This window comes from Roseivirga spongicola (genome assembly GCF_034376045.1).
Classification (GTDB): Bacteria; Bacteroidota; Bacteroidia; order Cytophagales; family Cyclobacteriaceae; genus Roseivirga; species Roseivirga spongicola.
Map to the genome: position 1 here is coordinate 108,431 of NZ_CP139724.1, position 21,293 is coordinate 129,723.

Here is a 21,293-nt window from a genome sequence, read left to right on the forward strand (position 1 = left end):
CAAAATCATGAAAAAATTAAGTGCAATTATTCTATTTAGTCTTTTCGCTTTAACGGCAAACGCTCAAATAGAAAAAGGGAAAGTTCAGGTAAGCGGTAGCTTTAACATCTCAAGTATTGAGGTTAACGGAATAGAAACCAACCGTTTTGACCTGACTCCACAAGCAGGTTACTTTTTATCAGACAATATAAGTCTAGGGGTAGTGTTAGGCTACCAATCGGCTGGTAACTCCAATGCAAAAGACAAGCTTTTTAGCTTTGGAGTATTTAGTAGGTTCTATAAGCCTATTGCAGATAGATTCTATTTCTTTGCTCAACCTCAAATTGCTTTTGGAACAGGAGAGACAGCAGCGGAAGCAGATATATCTGCCTTTAGCATTGGTATCAGACCTGGATTCTCTTACTTCCTATCAGACAAAATCTCAATGGATATGTCGGTACAAGGCTTTAATTATGAGAACCGAGAAGAAGGAGCAAACGAAAGAACTTTCACTGGGTTCAGCCTAAACCCTAACACCGTAAATGTTGGCGTAAGCTTCCTTTTTTAAACTAGGAGTTAAACCGCCTAACTAAACACCTTTCCCTCTCTTTTCTTTCCATAATTGGGGTCGAAAAGTAAATAGCTTATTTCTAAGCTATTTCTTGAATATAAGTCGCTAATCATGAATCAAATTATACATCCAGTAGTGTAGACTTAGGCTTGAATAATTATAAGGAAATGGTTATTATGAGAGTAGGAAACACACATTTATGCAGAAAGCAACAAAGTCTTTATATCTTTTTATTATTGCGATTTTCATGTCATCGCAAGTCCATCTCCAAGCACAATTTTTACCGCAAACTGATATTGAAATAAGCTACAATAACGTCAATGCTTGGAGTAAACTAGATGATTTTCAAAACAACAATAATGATGGATATGGTTTTGGACTAGCGTTAAATCATACCCTAAGCAATGATGTCTTAATAAATCTAAAATACAGCCTTAATAATATCGAATATCGAGATTTGGAAAGAAGATATATGAACTCCTATTACGAGCTGAAAACCGGATATGGTTTTCAGCTCTCTGAATTCACTGAGATAATTCCACAAATGGGTTTCGGGGTAACTAACCTTAATCAATATAATAGTATTCAAACTCAGATTGCGGGACAGCCTGAAAGTAAAAGTACAACTCACTACGATAAAGGGGAAAAGGAACCATTTCGAAATTGGATAGCAGGTGCTAGACTTAAGCATAAACTATCTAATTCAATCTTTATTGGCCTGGACATGAATATCTATTATTCATTCAATTTTGACATTGGCAGAACAATATTCTCTCCTTATATCAGCATCTCCCCATTTAAATGAGACGATTCTATTGAAGTTTAACCTAAACCGCCTGACTAAACACCTTCCCCTCTCTTTTCTTTCCATAATTGGGGTCGAAAAGTGAGCAGATATTGCGCAGGTATTGGTTGCCCATTTCGGTTACTGAATACCTGCCCTTTTCTTTTTGAATAAGGCCATCGTTTAGCAGTGTTTCCTGTAAAACAGATTGATCAAGACTTATATCGCTCGAATCGAAATACTTCTGACAGGCTACTTTCAGTATTTGCTCTCTCACTTCTATATCTTCTTGAGACATAAAATGACCTTTAAAAACTGGTAGTTCGCCATTATTCACTTTTTCCATATAGCCTTCTACCGTTTTTACATTCTGAGCGTAAGCCAAGTGAACATCTGAAATAGAAGAAACTCCTAAGCCAACGAGTATTTTACCCGGGTTGGTGGTATAGCCCATAAAGTTTCTATGCAGATCTTCAGTATGCATGGCTTTGAGCAGCGAATCATCTGCCAAAGCAAAATGATCCATACCAATGAGTTTATAGCCTAAGTTCTTTAAGCATTCTTGACCAAATTGATTCAACCTCCGCTTCATTTCTGGCTTTGGTAAATCCTTTTCAGAATATGCTCTTTGACCTGGGCGTTGCCATGGCACGTGTGCGTAAGAATAAAAAGCGATTCTATCAGGCATTAATTCAGACACATAATCAATAGTATCTTGAATGCTCTCAAGGGTCTGAAATGGCAGTCCGTAAATAAGGTCAAAATTCACCGACTTATAGCCTAACTCTCTAGACCATAGGGTTACTTGTTCAACCTCTTCAAAGCTCTGTCTTCTATTGATAGCCTCTTGCACCTTCGGGTCGAAGTCTTGAATGCCAAAACTGACTCGTGTAAAACCAACCTCGGCCAAGGCTTTCAGATGGTCGTAAGTAGTATTGCCTGGGTGTCCTTCAAAGCTAAACTCATATCGCTCGTGCAGGTCTGCATATTCCAGCAGACCTACAATGAGCTCCTTCAGATGTTTAGGTGAAAAGAAGGTAGGGGTTCCGCCCCCTAAATGAATTTCTTTAATGGTTGGCCGCTCTCCTAAAACCTGTAAATAAAGCTGCCATTCCTTAATAAGAGCTTGAATATATGGACCTTCCACTGCATGATTTACCGTAATGCGAGTATTGCAACCACAGTAAGTACAGAGGCTCTCACAGTATGGCAAGTGGATGTAGAGGCTCAAACCATCTTTACCATGCTTGGCAAATGACTGTTGAACTAGTTCTTTATAGCCCTTCTTTGTGAAGGTGTTTACCTGCCAATCGGGCACCGTTGGATAACTGGTGTATCGAGGCACGGGCACATCATACTTTTTCAGCAATTCCAGCTCCTTCTTCATTTTTCTTCTTTTTCTTTTCCTCAAATAACATTCTCACTGAAGGCGAATAGGTATCGTCATATTGCCCAGACCTCACTGCCCAATAAAAGGCTCCTAAAAAGACAATTGCTACAATAATGCTGGTAACAATTAGAACTAGAATAACCGACATATTACAATCCCTTTCTTTTTGCTCTTAACCTTACCATTGCGGTGGTAAAAGCCACCACAGAAATACTACTCAAAGGCATTAGCACTGCCGCAAAAAGCGGAGTAAGAATACCCAATACCGCGAAGGTGATGCCACCCACGTTATACATCAATGAAATGGCCATGCTTGCTATAACCACCGTTTTCCCTTCGGTAATTAATGACAGTAAACTACCTAATTTCTTAAAAGCATTGGCATCCATAATAGCATCACAGGCTGGGCTGAAAGATGAAATATCTTCTGTAATAGCAACACCAACATTACTCTGCTTTAGTGCTCCAGCATCATTGAGGCCATCACCGAACATCATTACCCGATGACCATTCTTTTGCAAAGCTTGCACTTTCTTCAATTTATCGTCAGGCTTTTGTTCAAACTGCATTTCGGTTCCTTTTGGAAACAATTCAGTCAATGCAGCCCTTTCCTGATCATTATCTCCTGAGAGCAGCTTGAGCTCATTCGCCAGAGACAACTCTTCAATCACCTCTTTCAATCCATTTCTATAGGTGTTATTCACCTTAAATACCCCTCTGTACTTACCGCTTATGGTTAAGTAAACAGCACTAGATTTGGCTTCTTCAAGGCTTTCCATTCCTATAAACTTTGCCGAACCTAGCTTCACCTCTACCCCACTTACCACAGCCAAAATGCCCTTGCCAGTAACTTCTTCAAACGACTCAATCTGATAGACATCTGGCTCGGCATTCAAAAATTCTTTGACATACCTGCTTAATGGGTGGGTACTGCTCGAAACGGCTGCCACAACCAAAGAAGCCTCGGCAGCTGTTAATTCTTCGCCCTCAAATTCGATTTGCTTTGCTTTCGGATCTGTGATAGTCCCTGTTTTATCGAAAATGATGGTATCAACCTTTTGTAGATCATCAATTACATCAGCATTCTTAAGAAACAAATGGTGCTTTCCAAGTACTCTGAGAATGCTGCCTTGGGTAAACGGTGTTGAAAGTGCCAAAGCACATGGGCAGGCAATAATTAAGACTGAAGTAAAGACCAGCCATGTTTTTGATGGATCAGTAAACTGCCAGTAAACTGCCGACACAATGGCAATAGCTACTATGGCAATGGTGAAATACTGACTCACTCTATCTATTAGCTTGAGCGATTTCTCCTTCCTTTCGTAGCCTTCTTCATTCCAAAGCGAAGTCAGGTAACTTTGAGAAACTGGCCTTTGAATGATGAACCTAGCCTGTTTTCCTGCAATTCGTCCACCAGCATAGATGTATTGCCCCTTGCTTTTCTGCACAGGTTCTGCCTCACCCGTTACAAAGCTATAGTCGATAAAAGCCTGATCATCGATTAAGATTGAATCGGCAGGGATCAGCTCGGCATTGCGAATAAGCATTTCATCACCTTTCTCCAGATCATTCACAATGATAGGTTTATACTCTTTACCTACCAACTTTAGTACAGCCAGCGGAAAGTAACTCTTATAGTCTCTGTCGAAAGAAAGCGCCTGATACGTTCTGTTCTGAAACCATTTACCAATGAGCAGAAAGAACACTAAGCCAACGAGTGAATCGAAATAGCCAGAACCCGTTTTTGAAGCCACCTCATAGACACTGCGTAAAAACAGCACCACTAGCCCTAGGGCAATTGGCACATCTATATTGGCATATTTCTGACGGATAGATTTGAAGGCCGAAACGAAGTAATCCCAACCACTGTAGAAAACCACAGGCAAAGCCAATACCGCATTTAACCACCTGAAAAAGACCTGATAATTATACTCAAGCGAAGTTATTCCGAGGTAATCGGGGAAGCTCAGTAGCATTACATTACCAAAGCAAAAGCCTGCGATACCCATTTTTATGAGCAATTGCTTATCGAACTGCTGATAAACACTGTTAGACTCTTCCTTCTTCTCTAAGTTAAAAACTGGTGTGTAGCCAATTCTATCTAGTCCTTCTGCCAGTTGGCGCAATGAAATTTCTTGACAGTTGTAATGAACTGTCAGCCTTCTCTGACTGAAATTGACTTTAGAATCTAACACCCCAGGGTTTAGCCTGTCCAAATGTTCTAGCAGCCAGATACAACTACTACAATGGATATTAGGAATGCTTAAAGTGATTCGCTCATGCTTTCCATCAGAGAACTCTAGCAAAGACCTGACAATTTCTTCATTGTCTAAAAAGTCGAAAAGAGCGGTTTTATTCTTTTGTGTTATCCCTGGGTTCTGCTCTAAGGTGTAGTAATCGCAAAGCTCATTTTCAGATAAAATCTCATAAACTGTTTTGCACCCAGTGCAGCAAAAATCTTTTTCATCGGCCGTTATCTGGCCTGTGTAACATTCATCTCCACAGTGATAGCAAGTGGTTTGTTGCTTTTCAATGGTCTCTCGCATGCTCAGTCTTTGAAGATGAAAATTGGATGTTCTAGAATTTGAGTCTCGAACTGTTCGGTGCTCTCTAAAATCTGTCGCCCCAAATCGGTATTGACAATAAGCATTGGTTTATCGCATTCATTCTGTACATACCTGAATAGGCTTGGAAAAGCTTCATCGTATAGGTGTTGGGCACCAATATTCTGAAAGTAAACTTTTAGGTATTTAATGAACACCTTTTCACGCTCCATCTCTAACTCGCTTTCGGGGTCAGACATAAGCAATGAAAGCGGCAGATTTCTTAAGTCTTCATTGAAAAGTTTAAGAAAACCCTTCATCATTTTCACTGTCTCTTGACTGGCATCGTGGGCAGCTACCAAGCATTCTACATCAACATTACCCGGCAACAGTAGCAATGGGCAAGCAGAAAACTCAATAAGATAATTCAGCCAATCAGGTGCACTTTTATGTTGTGCACTTTGAAGATCAATCACCATTAAATCGGCCACAGAACTTTCACTAATCAAAGTTTCCGTTTCTACTTTCTTTAAGGTTTCCACCTCAATTCCATGGCTCTTGGTGTACTCTTCAACACCCATCTCATACTCTACCTGAGAATCTAGACTCTCCGAAACTTTCTTAGAAGTCTGAGCCCCAGAAGACACATGAGCCTTTTCCAATTGCTCAATGAAAAACACCTTACAATACTTCTGATTGATTGGAGCTAACACACCCTCAGTGCTTTCTAGCAGAGGAATTAAGTTAGCCTGTGAGGCTGAAGCTAAGAGTATGGTCTGTTTCACTACCTTAGATTTAATTGGTAATCAAAGGTATGTGGACCGCTAAAAGTTGTGATTGATGGCCATCAGACTAAAACATGATTAAAATCATGTTTACCATTCATTTAGAGTAAGCTAATGGCAGAAACCAGAAAGCTTATCCCTCCTTAAATTTCCCCAAGGGCATAACAGATCAACTAGGACTCTCCTTAAAAGGTCTGGGTAAAAGCGACCAAAAACATCTATAGAGTCTTGTTATCTCTTAAACTCGAAATTGGCTTTTACAAAAGCCTTATGCGTAGAAATCTGCTTCGTGAATTAATCGCTGAGCATCTAGCACTTGTATCTTCTTCCCTTTTAAACCGATGAGTCCATCTGATTTAAAATCGGAAAGCAGGCGAATAACTGTCTCCGTTGCGGTGCCCACTATATTGGCTAAATCTTCTCTAGAAAGTGCTATATCGATTACATCACTACCCTCACCTTCCATTCCGTAGGTCTCTTTCAGCATAATGATGGTAGCAGCCAGTCGCTCTCTTACCGACTTTTGAGCTAGTTGCGCCAATTTCTCCTCCATAACACCAAGTTCATGGCAAACCGCTTTCATTAGCTTTTGAAAGAATGCTGGGTTCTTACTTAAAATAGATAGAAAGTCGCTCTTAGGTATAAAGCATATTGCAGCTTGCTCAAGCACCGTTCCGGTAGCCCCATAAAACTCTTCACTTAGCAAAGACCTATACCCCAGAAAATCTCCTGGCTGAGCAATGAATAGAATCTGCTCTTTACCATTGGAGCCCATTTTGTATACTTTCACCTTTCCGTGATTGATACAAAAAATACCCATAGGCCTGGTTCCTTCATAGAAAAGCGTTTGCCCCTTTTTGTACGTAACACACGATTTATGCGATGAAAGTACTTCTAGGTCGTCCGTAGGTAACTCTGAAAAATGACTATCTCCTCTGCTCTGACAAAACTGGCATTGGAGGTCTATATGGTTAGATTTTCTGGAACTCATAAGCTCAGATTGGAATTACTTAAAATTAATAAGTAGGACATGAAAGTCAAGGAAGGAACACCGATGAGCATTAAATAATTTGCCCAATTCCGAATAATAACACAAAAAGTAAAGTACTTAAGGCCATTTGCTTCAGGAATGGATCCAATCGGTCTGAAGAGGTGTAAATTTTCACAGCCCTAGCATTAATGAAGAGCAATGGACAGGCAAGCAAAAACAGTAATTGCTGGGCACCTTCAAATTGTATTGCAGCAAATACAATGGAAGCTGCAACACCAAGTACTAATAACAGCCAATGGTAAATAACAGCAGCATCTCTACCAATGCGCACTGGCACAGATTTCTTTCCTGCCTTTTTATCAGATTCTATATCACGGATATTGTTCAAGTTCAATACTGCAACAGAGAACAAACCAACACTTATTGAAGGAAGAGCATAAAGCCAATTAATGGTTTGCTCGTAGAGATAGGCACTACCCATCACTGCAACAAAACCAAAGAAAATCATTACACTAATATCCCCCAAACCAGCATATCCGTAGGGCTTTTTACCAGCTGTGTAGGTTATAGCAGCCAGAATACTGAGCCCCCCTAAGCCTAAGAAATACCAAAAGACCTCTCCAAAACCACCAAAGGCTTGCAAGATTAAAGCCACTCCACTTGCCAGTGCTAGCACCGAACATACAATGATTGCTCTGAGCATTGCGCCTTTGGTAATGGCTCCACTTTGTACCGCACGTTGTGGCCCAGTTCGGTCAATACTATCTGCACCATGAATGGAATCTCCATAATCGTTGGCCAGATTAGAAAGCACTTGAAGAAAGAGTGTTGTTAAAGCACAAAGCCCAAAAATACTCCAATCAAAATTACCCGAAGAAGCCGCCAAAAAAGCGCCCATACCAATGGAGGCCATGGCCAAAGGCAAGGTTCTTAAACGGAATGCTTCGAGCCACTTTTTCATGATTAAAGCTTAGCTGTAATTTGTTCGTCTAGCGGATTAACTGATGATGGGTAAAAAGCTAACACCTTTCCGTTCTCATCGAGCAAATATTTACAGAAGTTCCAGTTAGGCTCTTCTCCGCTTTGCTCTTTGAGCCACTTATAGAGTGGATGCTTGTCTTTGCCTACCACTGATATCTTCTCGAACATTTGGAACGAAACGCCATAGTTGGCTTGGCAGAATTCTACTATCTCTTGATTAGTGCCAGGCTCTTGCCCTCCAAAGTTATTTGCCGGAAAACCAAACACCGCTACCTTATTACCGAACTGCTCATGTAGATTCTGTAAGTCTTCATACTGAGGCGTATAGCCACATTCTGAAGCCACATTCACAATAAGGATTTTCTTGCCCTTATAGGCATTCAAATCCACTTGCTCACCATCTATTCCTTTCAGTTCAAAATCGTAAAAGTTCATATTATTTGATTTTAGTGGCCATAAGAGCAATAAAAACAGACTTAGGTATTTCATAGTACTAATTCTTTTATCGCCAAACTCGTTGTCTTATCAGGTTTCTAGTTTTGGTGAGGACACCGAAACTGACACTTTATGCATCGCTGTAAAAACTGACATCTAAACACCTCTGTGAAGACACAGCGGTGTTTTTAGTTGCTGTGAGGAGACCACAACTGGCATCTAAACTAGCGCCAAATCTGGTATCCTCTCCAGATTCATAGCTCTACATTCTGTTTGGCACTTCAATTCCCAATAACCTCATGCCTACTTTGATTGTTTCTGCAGTAAGGGCAGATAGGGCTATTCTGAATTGCATCAGCACAGCATCATCTTCATTGAAAATTGAAATCTCCGTATAGAACCTGTTGTACTCCTTAGCCAAATCATATACGAACTGTGCAATAATGGCTGGAGAGTAAGTTTCTGCAGCCAATTGCAGTTTTTCTTTATACTGACCGATGGCAAAAATCAAATCCTTTTCCGTCTGATGCACTTCACTCACCTGATCGAAATCAATATTCTCTATGCTCACCCCTAGCTGGCTCGCCTTGCGAAGAATTGCACTAATTCTGGCATAAGTGTACTGAATAAACGGCCCTGTATTCCCCTGAAATTCGATAGACTCTTCAGGGTTGAAAAGCATACGTTTTCTTGGGTCTACTTTCATGAGGTAGTACTTCACTGCACCCAATCCAAGCTTTTCGTAAAGCTCAGCTGCCTCTTCGGCAGAGAACCCGTCTATCTTGCCTAGCTCTTCGGTTCTAGCTTTAGCCGTATCTACCATTTCCTGAATCAGGTCATCGGCATCTACCACCGTTCCTTCACGCGACTTCATCTTACCAGTTGGTAAGTCTACCATTCCATAAGAAAGGTGATAGCAAGCATCGGCCCACTCGTAGCCTAACTTCTTCAGAATAAGGAATAGAACCTTGAAATGATACTCCTGCTCATTTCCTACCGTATAAATCAACTGACTTAAACCAGGAAAATCATCGAAACGCATTAAAGCCGTTCCAATGTCTTGAGTCATATAAACTGAAGTACCGTCCTTTCGAAGAAGCAGTTTTTCATCAAGCCCTTCATCGGTTAAATCGACCCAAACAGAACCATCTTCTTTTTTGAAGAACACACCTTTTTCAAGACCTTCAAGCACTCTATCTCTTCCTATTAAGTAGGTATCACTTTCATAGTAGAGTTTATCGAAATCAACCCCCATTCGCTCGTAGGTGGCATTGAACCCATTGTAAACCCAACCGTTCATTTTCTCCCAAAGGGCGTAGATTTCAGGGTCTTTTTCTTCCCACTTGCGAAGCATTTCTTGCGCTTCTAGTAAGATCGGAGCTTCTTTTTCTGCTTGCTCCTTCTCCATTCCATCTTCTACCAGCTGAGCGATTTCAGCTTTATATGCTTTATCGAACTCTACATAATATTTGCCTACTAGGTGGTCGCCTTTAAGGCCTGATGTTTCTGGGGTTTCGCCCTCGCCAAACTTAAGCCAAGCCAGCATAGACTTACAGATATGAATGCCTCGATCGTTAATGATCTGCACCTTTTTCACGTCATTTCCGGCAGCTTCTAGAATTCTGGCCACTGAGTTACCTAAGAAGTTATTTCTCAGGTGACCCAAGTGAAGAGGCTTGTTGGTATTTGGAGATGAATATTCTACCACCACCGTTTTACCCGTAGAAGGAATACTAAATGCTGGTGATTCAGAAACATTTGCTCCATCGAACATTTGAGCAAACTGTTGCACCTGAGAACCCTCAGAAATAGAAAGATTCAAAAAGCCTTTAACTGTATTGAAACCTGAAACAACCGAGGTGTTTTCAACCAAATACTGTCCTATTTCATTGCCAGTTTCTTCAGGATTTTTCCTAGAAACTCTGGCTAATGGAAAGGTTACGAATGTATAGGTTCCTTCAAAATCTTTTCGGGTGGGTTGCAAGGCAATATCATCAGCAGAAAGCTCATGTGAATAAAGTGCTTTCAGGGCTTCCGAAATCCCTTGTTTAATCTGTTGCTCCATGTATTAGAAATTCTCGATCAATGAGTCGGTAGTTGCTTCCAAAATTTCGAAAGCATGCTCGGCCATTTTATTTTCAGTGTCCAAAGTTGGGTTCACCTCTACAATTTCCCAACAACAAACCCTTTTATCTTTAATTAACTCACGGTTTAGCTCAAAAGCTTGTTCTTTCTGCAGCCCGTTTGGAACTGGAGTTCCTGTTCCTGTAGACACACTTGTATCTAAACTGTCTACATCGAAAGAGATATAAATTTGGTCGCAGTCTTTAAGAATTTCCAAAGCCTGACTGGCTACTTTGGCAACCCCAATTTTATTTACTTCTTCAGTAGTGAAGTTTTTGATGCCGTATTTTTCAATTAGGTGATCTTCTGGTGCCTCAGTATCTCGAACGCCAATGTAGACAATATCTTGAGGGTCTATTTTCGGACCATTTCCGCCTACTTGCTTTATTTTTTCCCAAATAGCTTCGGTTTCCTCTTCTACATCATTTACTTCACACTCTTCATTATCCATTGCGCTAGCCATTGCCAAAGACATGCCATGCATGTTTCCTGATGGCGTAGTATATGGCGAATGAAAATCGGCATGAGCATCTATCCATATAACACCTAGCCTTCTATCTGGATGAGCCTTTTTAATGCCACAAATGGTTCCGGCTGCAGTTGAATGATCTCCCGCTAAAACAATAGGAAAAAGCTCTTGCTCACGCAGGCCACCTATAGTTTCACAAACCCTGTCTACCATGGTAAAAACACCTTCGGCATATTTGGCAAACTTAAACTGTGGTTGTGCAAACAGCAGTTGGTTTTCATCCTGAATACTTACAGGCTCAAAACGCATAAAGAAATTTGAGTGCCTTTTAATACTGGCAATTTTCATGGCGTCTACTCCCATGCTTGCCCCTCTAGTGCCCGCAGCAATTTCTGAGCGAACCTCCACTAGTCTTATCTTCCTCATATTCTATTTAATGCTAATTACCAGTCTAATAAGTAAGCGAAAATCAATGGTGCTACAATTGTAGCATCAGACTCTACGATGAATTTAGGCGTATCTATATCTAGTTTACCCCACGTGATCTTCTCGTTCGGAACCGCACCTGAATAAGAACCGTAGCTGGTGGTTGAATCTGAAATTTGACAGAAATAACTCCAGAAAGGAATATCGTGCATTTCCAAGTCTTGATACATCATTGGTACTACGCAGATTGGGAAGTCACCGGCAATACCTCCACCAATTTGGAAGAACCCGACTCCTTTGCCTGCTGAATTATCTTTATACCAACCAGCTAGCCAAGTCATGTATTCAATTCCCGACTTCATTGTAGAAGGCTTTAACTCGCCTTTTATGCAGTAAGAGGCAAATATGTTCCCCATGGTAGAGTCTTCCCAACCTGGAACTACAATAGGAATATTCTTCTCTGCAGCTGCGAGCATCCAACTGTTTTTCGGGTCAATTTCATAGTATTCTTCTAGATCGCCAGAAAGCAACATTTTGTACATGTACTCATGAGGGAAATATCTTTCTCCTGCATCTTCTGCAGTTTTCCACTGATGAAAAATGTGTTTCTGCAATCTTCTGAAGGCCTCTTCTTCCGGAATACATGTATCCGTTACCCTGTTGAGCCCTTTTTCTAAAAGCGCCCACTCTTCTTTCGGAGTTAAGTCTCTATAGTTTGGCACTCTTTCATAGTGCGAGTGAGCCACCAAATTCATAATATCTTCTTCTAGGTTGGCACCTGTGCAGGAGATGATATCGATTTTATCTTGACGAATCATTTCGGCTAAACTCATTCCAAGCTCTGCCGTACTCATGGCTCCGGCCAAAGTAACCATCATTTTACCGCCTTCGGCTAAATGTAGTTTATAGCCTTTAGCAGCATCTACCAGTGCTGCGGCATTGAAATGGCGATAGTGTTTTTCAATGAATGAGCTAATCGGTTTGTTCGACATAATTGTATCTTTTTCCTGTGTTTGCAAAAATGCTAATTTATGGTCATTTAGCTTAAGAATAAAGCTGCTATTTCAAGGTTCGGAATTTCTTCGATGTTTTTTAATTTTAAGCTTATTCGCATTTCATAATTTGTTTTAATCTTTGCGATCTATCATTAGAGAATCCATTTAGATGAAGAGTTATTACGACCTGATTGACCAAACTTTCGATTTCCCTACCAACGAATTCAAAGTAAATGGTAAGTACCTGGAATTTCACGATGTACCCTTAAAGGACATTATCCAAGAACATGGCACTCCCTTGAGGATCACCTATTTACCTAAAATATCTCAGAACATTCAAAGTGCTAAGAATTGGTTCGAAAAGGCCATGAAGAAGCATAAATATGAAGGCTCTTATACTTATTGCTATTGCACAAAGTCTAACCATTTCAGTTTTGTACTAGATAAGGTGATTGAAAATGGTTGTCAGATTGAAACATCATCTGCTTTTGACATTCCTATTATTAGAAGCCTCCACCAAAAAGGGAAAATAAACAAAGACATTTTGGTGGTATGTAATGGATTCAAAAGACCTCTCTATAAACAATACATCAGCGATTTGATCAATGATGGATTCAAGAATTGCATTCCAATTCTTGACAACATGAATGAGCTAGACACCTATAAAGAAGACATTAAAGGAGACTTTAAAGTAGGTATAAGAGTAGCAGCCGATGAAGAACCAAACTTTGAATTTTACACTTCAAGGTTAGGGATTAGATATGGCGACATTAAAGACTACTACAAAGAGCATATTGAAGGCAGTAAGGCTTCGTTGAAAATGCTTCACTTTTTTATTAACACTGGCATTAAGGACACTGCTTATTATTGGAGTGAATTGAGCCGCTTTATCTATAAATATTGCGAACTAAAAAAGGTTTGTCCTACGCTTGACACAATAGATATTGGTGGTGGTTTTCCCATAAAAACCTCTCTTACCTTTGAGTATGACTATGAGTACATGGTAGAGCAGATTGTTGAAAACATTCAGTGGATATGCAACAAAAGCAATGTACCTGTACCAAACATCATTACAGAATTTGGAAGCTTCACCGTTGGTGAAAGTGGTGCGCACATCTACTCAATCCTGGATCAAAAGCTGCAAAACGACAAAGAGCTTTGGTATATGATTGATGGCTCTTTCATTACGCATTTACCAGATGCTTGGGGCTTGAATCAGAAGTATATTTTGTTGGCAATCAGCAAGTGGGACCATCCTTTCCATAAAGTAAACATGGGTGGATTAACCTGCGACAGCATGGACTACTACAACTCTGAGGCTCACTCTTCTGAAGTGTTCCTTCCTCTTATTGAAGAAGACGAAAATCTTTATGTAGGATTCTTCCATACGGGAGCCTATCAAGAATCTCTAGGTGGATATGGAGGAATTCAGCACTGCCTTATTCCTGCCCCTAAGCACGTACTTATTGATCATGATGAAAACGGAAATTTGGTTAATCGGGTGTTTGCCGAGGAGCAAGTAGAGCAAACCATGCTCAACACACTTGGCTATTAAACAATAGCTCAAAAAGATATAGAAGCCTACTCTCTAACAGGAAGTAGGCTTTCTTTTTGTAGAAATTCGATCTCAATTTGAGCCATCCTCAGCAATCTTTATGTTGATGCGGTTCACATTTCATGACAGTATTTAATATAAGTAATTGCAAACCATTATATTAAAGGTACTTTTTATGGAATGGATACACGATACACACGAGAAGCCACTTACTAAAGGCATTTTACTCGGTACAATTCTAATAAGCGTATTACCTTTAATTCTATTATTATCTGGAGTAAACTTTGCTAGCCCAATAGGAACAGCAGAACTGGAGGGTCTTACAAATTTGCCAGAAGACGCCATTCATGACACGTTACTTCGAGCATTTACCGGAGCTTTTGTACACTTAATTCTTGAATGGTCGGGAGTAATTATTGCCATGGCCACGGCAGTATTGGCATTTGTTCAATATAGAATTACAGGCAACTCTGCAACTCCTATAATCGGCATGGCTTTGCTTTCAGCAGGCTTTATAGACGCCTTTCATGCACTTTCCGCAACACAAATCATTAACTCAGTCAGCGATAATTCCGATTTCATCCCCTTTACATGGGGTCTCTCTAGAACCTTTAAAGCACTCATCTTACTAGTTGGAGTAGCCATCTTTATATTAGGTCTCTATAGAAAGAGGCGAAGAAGAAATAGACTAGTTCTTATTTCTAGCCTGGGTTTCTTAATAAGCTCATATATACTTATTCGTATTTGTGCCACTAGCAGCCATTTACCAAGCACACAATTCCCTAATCAATGGATTACAAGACCGTTTGATGTAGCTCCATTGGTACTCTTTATAGTATTGGCTTTATGGGCACTTCCAAAATTTCAGAAAAAGGAGAAAAGCATATTCAGCCAAGCACTTATTTGGAGCATGGTTCCTGCAATAGCCACTCAGTTGCATATGGTATTTGGGTCTTCCGAACTTCACGACTCACACTTTAATATAGCGCACTTCTTAAAAACCATCTCTTATGTAGTCCCTTTTGTAGGCATCACCGTTGACTATCTTTCTACATACAGAACTCAAAAAATAAGACTTCGAGAAATTGCACTTGCCAGAAACAGGCTGGAAGCCAAAAACAAAGAACTCAATCAAATCTCGTATGCCACATCGCACGATTTGCAAGAACCACTGCGTACGCTAGTAAGTATGTGCGACCTTCTTAAAATGGAATATGGAGGTAAGTTCGATGAGCTGGGAGAAGAAATTCTAGGCTACATTACTCAGTCTAGTCAAAGAATGAGCGATTTGGTTAAAGACTTAATGATGTTCAACCAAGTGGGGCAAACTAAAGAGATCTCAAAAATAGACTGTAATGAAATTGTGAGATCTATAAAGGTAGATTTAGCACAAATCATTTCTGAGAATAAGGCTACTATAGAATCAACCAAACTCCCTACAATCTATGGCTACGAAACCGAAATACGCTTACTCTTTCAGAACCTAATTAGTAACTCCATTAAGTTTAAGAACAAGAACAGACCACTTCTGGTAAGTATAGACTCCACAGAGAATGATACGCATTGGTCATTTTCTGTTACAGACAACGGTATTGGCATTGCTCCTGAATATCAAGTTAAAGTCTTCCAGATTTTTCAGAAACTATCTCACAAAGGCGAGTATGATGGCACTGGTGTTGGCTTGGCACACAGCAAAAAAATCATCGATCATCATGATGGAAGGATTTGGGTAGAGTCTGATGGAATAGAAGGCTGTACCTTCCACTTCACTATTCCCAAGAAAAATTGATCTGCTTCTTACAGGTTTCTTAGCACAAACACCTAAGCACCTGAAAACCTTAGGATTAACATCAACCTGTAATCACATCAGCTAATTCACACTCACTAGTACTAGTGATTGCCTATTAAAAGTTCTCCTATTACATTTGTCTTTTAATTAAACTAAGTCTAAATAAAGACAGCCATCAAGGAAGTCTTTCTCTTATTATGAAGCCCAAATCTACCTGGAAAAGAGTTCGAAAATTATTTAACGACATTCATTTATGGATGGGAATTGCAGCAGGACTTATTCTATTTGTGGTTTGCCTAACTGGAACCATCTATACATTCAGAACGGAAATTGAACAGTTTATTGAAAGAGACAAATTCTTTGTAGAGGTACCAGCTAATGGTCAAAGACTTAGCTCCGATGAACTAATTAGCATCGCTAAGAATGAGTTTCCAGAGCAAAACGTATCCTCTATTTCTATCCCTGCCAACGAAAAAAGGGCATACACCATCAGCATTAGAAAAGAAGGAGAAAGACGAGGCACAAACTATTTGATTAACCCATATAATGGAGAAATACTAGGCGACACCTCAACTTCCAGCTCAGAATTCTTTATGACCATGTTTCGTCTTCACCGCTGGTTAATGCTAGATTCCAGCATAGGAAGGCCGATTGTTGGTTGGGCCACCATCATTTTTGTACTACTGACCATAACTGGAATGGTGATCTGGTTTCCGCAAAAAGTTAAGGCATGGAAGCAAGGCCTAAAAATTAAATGGAACGGCAATTGGAAAAGATTCAATCATGATTTGCACAATGCCCTTGGTTTCTATTCTGCCATATTCTTGCTCATTATGGGACTAACCGGATTGCAGTGGTCGTTCGACTGGTACCGTACTGGCTTGTACAATGTTCTTGGCGTAGACAGGTCTAGACAAGCACCGCAGGAAGAACAGAAACCAGAAGTTTCTTATGAAGGCCAAACTCCTCTAACCATAGATGCTACTTTGGCCAAAGCAGGCGAAGTGCTAGATTACGATGGAAACTACAGCATCACAATTCCAAACGATGATGCAACTTCCATATCTATTTCTAAAGCTAAAGTTGGCTTTTTTGCACCATCTGGCAGCGACAGAATCACATTAAACAAATACACTGGCACAGTTGAACAAAAAAATATTTTCTCTGAGAAACCATTTAATGAACGCGTAGGTAGCTCTATAAAGGCACTTCACATGGGTTATGTTTTCGGTACCTTCTCTAAAATCATCTACTTTATCACCTGTTTAATTGCCACTAGTTTGCCAGTAACTGGCACCATTATTTGGGTGAATAAGCTAAAGAAAAAGAAGTCTAGAAAGAAGCGTGGAAAAATTGAGCCAAGCTACACTGAACAACCTAGTAAACTCAGTACTATTTGAGACTAAATTAAATCGAATAAAGAAAGGCTAATCCTCGCTTGGTGAGAATTAGCCTTTCTTTTTTATGACCATACAAACGGAGTATTAAGCTTCACCCTTCAATCAGAGCGATTATTCAAATTATCAAGCATGAAAGCCAGACCGGCCAATTACCCCAATAGCTCCTTTACCTTTTCTGGCGGTCGGCCAATAATAGCTTTATCACCCTTGATAACAATAGGGCGTTCGATCAACTTCGGATTTTGAACCATTGCTTCAATCCACTGATAATTATCTAAGTCTTTACCCTTAAATTCTTCCTTGTAAACAGCCTCCCCTTTTCTCACTAAATCTAAAGGCTCTATTCCCAACATATTGATAATACCTTTTAGCTCATCTTTTGTTGGAACTGTTTTTAGGTACTCTACTACGGTTACCATTTCACCGCTCTCTTCTATCAGCTGAAGGGTTTGTCTACTCTTTTGACATCTCGGATTGTGAAGAATTTTCAACATATCTAACTCTGTATTTTGTTATAATTGGGCATTTCTAGAGATTGACAAACTAAACGATTCAGATGGAGCAAATCAAGTTGAATAATGAGTTAAGTATTTCCCGGTTGGTTCAAGGTGTTTGGCGATTAGCCGATTGGGACTATTCTAAGAAACTAGTTGAAGAGCTTGTTGAGGGGTGCCTAGAGCTAGGTATTGACACCTTTGACCATGCAGATATATATGGAGATTATGCTTGCGAAGAACTTTTTGGCAAAGCCTTACCAAGCAGCCTGAAGCAAAAACTTAAGATTGTCACCAAATGTGGCATCAAGCTGGTTTCTGACAAAAGACCAGATCACTATGTAAAGCATTACGACACTAGTTTTGAACACATAGTTTGGTCTGCCGAAAACTCCTTAAAAGCTATGGGCATTGAGGCTATAGATGTACTGCTCATTCACAGACCCGATCCTTTTATAAATCCAAATGAGGTAGCCAGAGCATTCTCCCAACTTAAAGCTCAAGGAAAGGTAAAACACTTTGGTGTTAGTAATTTTCTTCCGTCACAATTCAAGGCACTTCAAGCCGCTCTAGATTTCAAATTAGTTACCAACCAGATAGAAATATCGGCAATTGCACTACACGAATTCGACAACGGTAGCATAGACTTATGCCAAGAACTCAACATGCACCCAATGGCTTGGTCTCCATTAGGTGGCGGTAGTATTTTCAATGCTCAGACACACAGAATGATGACGTTGAAAAATGTACTCCATAAAATTGGAGATAATCATGGAGCAACTATAGACCAAGTAATGTACGCCTGGCTATTGGCACATCCGGCAGGTATTATTCCAGTTATTGGCTCCGGTAAATTGGCACGAATAAAGGCTGCAGCCGATGCTGTAGAAATTAAACTTAGCCGCCAAGAATGGTTTGAGATTTGGGTAGCCTCAAAAGGGCAGAGTGTTCCTTAATTCGATGTTCGATTACTGGGACTTATAGTGAAGTAAATATTTAAAAGAACCTCATACCGACAGTACTAAATCGCAATATCATACTAAAGTATGAGTACCTTATTCCTTGAAAAGACTTCATTTGAAATAAAAGAACATGGATAAATCAGTAGGATCAATTGGCTGGATAGACCTAACCGTCAATAATGCAGAAGAAGTCAAAGACTTTTATGCTGAAGTAGTTGGGTGGAAACCTGAAGGACTCTCTATGGGAGATTATGAAGACTTTAATATGACAATGGAAGGCACTCCCAAAGCAGGCATCTGCCATAAGAAGGGACCTAATGCGCACATCCCTTCTCAATGGATGATGTACATTAATGTTGCTGACATTGAAGCCAGTAGCAAGGCTGTAAAAGAAAAGGGCGGTAAGCTTCTTACAGAAGTAAAAAGCATGACGGGTTATGGCAAATTCTGCATGATTGAAGACCCAGCTGGGGCGGTATGCACCCTCTTTGAGCACGAGTAGCGGATATTTTCTATTATAGGTTTAAAAGCATAAATTCATGACCCTAATTTCCTATTCATGAAAGCTATTGCCTTATGGTTTTTCTCTCTAGTACCTATGTTTTTCGCTGGAGACTTCAAAGAGTGTGCTCCCTGCAACAGACAAGACACTCAATATTTATGTGCCTCTAACACGCTACCAGTAAATTCAAGGTTGTGCATAGATATTACTGAAGTACCAGCCTACGTATATAAAGACTATCTGGCCTCATTAGCTCAAAAACACGGAAGAGAAAGCGTTGAATTTAAAAATGCCGAACCTAACTACTCACTTTGGGCAGAAGTATTTGAAGGACACTCAGAAGAGGAATTAAAGGAAAAATTTATTGCTTCGGACGAACTGGCTTTAATGCCAATTATGGGGATAAGCTATGAACAGGCCAAGAACTTTGCCGCCTGGAGAACCGAAACCATGCACACCTACCTAAACGAGATGAGCAAAAATGATCGCGCTGCATTTCCGAAAAAATTCAAGTTCAGATTGCCTTCGGAAAATGAGTGGGCAAGAATCCGCTTTTTAATTCAAGACAAGCGAATGCTTAAGCAACTTGAGAAAATTGCCAAGACCAACGAATCATCCTTCAAGCTTTCTAAAAGCGACCTACTAAAAGACAATCCAAAAATTAAACCTGTATACTTCGAGGCTGCTGAAGACATTGGCTTTTACAACGTATTCGGAAACGTAGCAGAAATGACATCAACCGAAGGTGTAGCCATGGGCGGCAGTTGGAAAGTTCCGAATTCAACAAAAGCTTTCGCCCAAAGTTTTTCGTACGAAGGTGCCTCTGCGGCAGTTGGCATAAGGATGATCTTTGAGATTATTGAATAACTAAACCAATCCTGCTATCAAAAAGCCCAGATAAGTTCCTAAGCCAGTTCCGAGTGAACCCGCTAAAATCGCTGGAAGCAATAAATCATTTCGCTTAAAGCTCTTTGCTAGAGCCAGTGCAGTACTTGCTCCTCCAATATTAGCCTGTGACGCAATAGCCACCATAGACCAGTCAAATTTCAGCATGAGGGCCATCGACAGCAGAAAAGCGCCATGAACCAATACAATGGTGACGGTAAACAGAAGAATACTCACCGCATGCTCACCTACTTCTACCAAAGCGGTTACCTCACAGAAAGCTCCTACTACCACCAAAAACAAATAGACTGCAAACATTCCTAACATTTTAGCTCCAGGAATGTCTTGAACTGCCTTTATCTGGGCGAGAATTAAAGCTATGGTTGTTAAAATCAGAACGGAAGGAATAGCGGTTTGCTCAGCCAGCAAATCGGACACCATCATTGCTGCCAATCCTATAAAAAGCATCAAACCAAGTCGCAATGGACCAACATGCTCTCGTTCAGCATATTGGTTCATTTCTCCCCCATTTTTCATTTTTAACTCCTTATGTGGCCTGAGCTTCATCATCAGTGCAGGAAGACTCAAGGTTACCAACATCCAAATAGCAGTAACAATATTATCAGCCACAACTATTCCCGTATAAACCGCTCCCTCTCTTACCACATCGTAATGCAGTGCCACTGCGTTGAAATTTGCACTACCACCCGTATAGGTTCCAGTCATCATTCCGGCAATGGCTTGGTAGTTTTCTCCAAACACAGCTTGGTAGTCTATTACCTGTGATGCCAACAACACCCCCAATGTGGTCCCAACAGACCCTAGCACAAAAGTGATAAGCATAGGAAGTCCGGCCTTCCTTAGTTCCTTTAGGTTTACCCCTAACAATAAATAAAAGATACTTGCTGGAGCTACGTATGTAAAAATGGAATCGTAAACAGGGCTAGCATTAGATGCCGAAGGTATGAAACCAAAGTTGGCTAAAATGGCTCCTAAAATAATCACCAATAACGAACCACTGATATGTTTAAGAAAGGTGTTCTTTGTTAACCACTCACTGACAAAGATCAGCCCACAAAGCACTGTGAGAATGTACAGCGGATTCTGGATCATAGATAAAAGATAGGGAATTATTCAAAACCATGTGAATAAGGTTTACTAAGGATTCAATTTTTGAGCCTAAAAACCTACAGGCAAACATCTATCTATCAACACCTTATAAGGGATATTTCA

General features: G+C 40.2%; 20 protein-coding genes. 8 read left to right on the plus strand and 12 right to left on the minus strand.

The window, feature by feature from the left end; genetic code table 11:
- Positions 1-7: 7 nt before the first annotated feature.
- Both T7867_RS00465 and T7867_RS00470 read left to right on the plus strand, forming a co-directional pair.
- Positions 8-547 (plus strand): outer membrane beta-barrel protein, encoded by a 540-nt coding sequence (locus tag T7867_RS00465; protein WP_157717590.1) that lies wholly within the window; start codon positions 8-10, stop codon positions 545-547.
- A 202-nt stretch (positions 548-749) separates the two neighbouring features.
- Positions 750-1,355, plus strand: a complete 606-nt coding sequence (locus T7867_RS00470; protein ID WP_068219896.1) for a hypothetical protein — start codon at positions 750-752, stop codon at positions 1,353-1,355.
- 22 nt (positions 1,356-1,377) lie between these two features.
- Here the strand turns inward: T7867_RS00470 and hemN are convergent, their stop codons facing one another.
- The 10 genes from hemN to T7867_RS00520 all read right to left on the minus strand — a co-directional run bounded on the left by hemN (position 1,378) and on the right by T7867_RS00520 (position 12,470).
- Positions 1,378-2,721, minus strand: a complete 1,344-nt coding sequence (gene hemN, locus T7867_RS00475) for an oxygen-independent coproporphyrinogen III oxidase (RefSeq protein ID WP_068219894.1) — start codon at positions 2,719-2,721, stop codon at positions 1,378-1,380.
- Positions 2,687-2,872, minus strand: coding sequence for a cbb3-type cytochrome oxidase assembly protein CcoS (gene ccoS / locus T7867_RS00480; protein WP_068219891.1), 186 nt, complete (start codon positions 2,870-2,872; stop codon positions 2,687-2,689). The genes hemN and ccoS overlap by 35 nt, the downstream gene beginning before the upstream one ends.
- A 1-nt stretch (position 2,873) precedes the next feature.
- Complete coding sequence (locus T7867_RS00485) at positions 2,874-5,270, minus strand: heavy metal translocating P-type ATPase (RefSeq protein WP_068219887.1); 2,397 nt, start codon at positions 5,268-5,270, stop codon at positions 2,874-2,876.
- Positions 5,271-5,272: 2 nt separating this feature from the next.
- On the minus strand, positions 5,273-6,052 hold the full coding sequence (locus T7867_RS00490; RefSeq protein WP_068219883.1) for a hypothetical protein: 780 nt from the start codon (positions 6,050-6,052) through the stop codon (positions 5,273-5,275).
- A gap of 268 nt (positions 6,053-6,320) precedes the next feature.
- Positions 6,321-7,043 (minus strand): Crp/Fnr family transcriptional regulator, encoded by a 723-nt coding sequence (locus T7867_RS00495; protein WP_068219880.1) that lies wholly within the window; start codon positions 7,041-7,043, stop codon positions 6,321-6,323.
- Positions 7,044-7,113: 70 nt separating this feature from the next.
- A complete protein-coding gene (locus T7867_RS00500; protein ID WP_068219877.1) occupies positions 7,114-8,004 on the minus strand; it encodes a 1,4-dihydroxy-2-naphthoate polyprenyltransferase in 891 nt (296 codons plus the stop codon).
- A gap of 2 nt (positions 8,005-8,006) precedes the next feature.
- Entirely contained in the window at positions 8,007-8,513 is a 507-nt protein-coding gene (locus T7867_RS00505) for a glutathione peroxidase (RefSeq protein WP_068219874.1), read from the minus strand.
- Between the two features lie 208 nt (positions 8,514-8,721).
- Positions 8,722-10,524, minus strand: coding sequence for an arginine--tRNA ligase (argS, locus tag T7867_RS00510; RefSeq protein ID WP_068219870.1), 1,803 nt, complete (start codon positions 10,522-10,524; stop codon positions 8,722-8,724).
- A 3-nt stretch (positions 10,525-10,527) separates the two neighbouring features.
- Positions 10,528-11,478 carry an arginase gene (locus tag T7867_RS00515; protein ID WP_068219866.1) on the minus strand — a complete coding sequence of 317 codons (951 nt, stop codon included), beginning with the start codon at positions 11,476-11,478 and terminating at the stop codon, positions 10,528-10,530.
- A gap of 17 nt (positions 11,479-11,495) precedes the next feature.
- Positions 11,496-12,470, minus strand: coding sequence for a deoxyhypusine synthase family protein (locus T7867_RS00520; RefSeq protein WP_068219863.1), 975 nt, complete (start codon positions 12,468-12,470; stop codon positions 11,496-11,498).
- Positions 12,471-12,642: 172 nt separating this feature from the next.
- Between T7867_RS00520 and T7867_RS00525 the strand changes: the two genes are divergently transcribed.
- The 3 genes from T7867_RS00525 to T7867_RS00535 all read left to right on the plus strand — a co-directional run bounded on the left by T7867_RS00525 (position 12,643) and on the right by T7867_RS00535 (position 17,217).
- On the plus strand, positions 12,643-14,028 hold the full coding sequence (locus T7867_RS00525) for a type III PLP-dependent enzyme domain-containing protein (protein WP_068219861.1): 1,386 nt from the start codon (positions 12,643-12,645) through the stop codon (positions 14,026-14,028).
- A gap of 175 nt (positions 14,029-14,203) precedes the next feature.
- Positions 14,204-15,817 (plus strand): sensor histidine kinase, encoded by a 1,614-nt coding sequence (locus T7867_RS00530; protein ID WP_068219857.1) that lies wholly within the window; start codon positions 14,204-14,206, stop codon positions 15,815-15,817.
- Positions 15,818-16,014: 197 nt separating this feature from the next.
- On the plus strand, positions 16,015-17,217 hold the full coding sequence (locus T7867_RS00535) for a PepSY-associated TM helix domain-containing protein (protein WP_068219853.1): 1,203 nt from the start codon (positions 16,015-16,017) through the stop codon (positions 17,215-17,217).
- A gap of 149 nt (positions 17,218-17,366) precedes the next feature.
- Here T7867_RS00535 and arsC read toward each other — a convergent pair whose 3' ends face one another.
- On the minus strand, positions 17,367-17,711 hold the full coding sequence (arsC, locus tag T7867_RS00540; protein ID WP_068219850.1) for an arsenate reductase (glutaredoxin): 345 nt from the start codon (positions 17,709-17,711) through the stop codon (positions 17,367-17,369).
- A gap of 62 nt (positions 17,712-17,773) precedes the next feature.
- Between arsC and T7867_RS00545 the strand changes: the two genes are divergently transcribed.
- The 3 genes from T7867_RS00545 (at position 17,774) to T7867_RS00555 (ending at position 20,042) form a co-directional block, all read left to right on the plus strand.
- Positions 17,774-18,667, plus strand: a complete 894-nt coding sequence (locus T7867_RS00545; RefSeq protein ID WP_068219847.1) for an aldo/keto reductase — start codon at positions 17,774-17,776, stop codon at positions 18,665-18,667.
- A 136-nt stretch (positions 18,668-18,803) separates the two neighbouring features.
- On the plus strand, positions 18,804-19,175 hold the full coding sequence (locus tag T7867_RS00550; RefSeq protein ID WP_068219844.1) for a VOC family protein: 372 nt from the start codon (positions 18,804-18,806) through the stop codon (positions 19,173-19,175).
- A 57-nt stretch (positions 19,176-19,232) separates the two neighbouring features.
- A complete protein-coding gene (locus T7867_RS00555; protein ID WP_068219841.1) occupies positions 19,233-20,042 on the plus strand; it encodes an SUMF1/EgtB/PvdO family nonheme iron enzyme in 810 nt (269 codons plus the stop codon).
- Here T7867_RS00555 and T7867_RS00560 read toward each other — a convergent pair whose 3' ends face one another.
- A complete protein-coding gene (locus T7867_RS00560; protein ID WP_068219838.1) occupies positions 20,043-21,173 on the minus strand; it encodes a DUF819 family protein in 1,131 nt (376 codons plus the stop codon).
- Between the last annotated feature and the right edge of the window lie 120 nt (positions 21,174-21,293).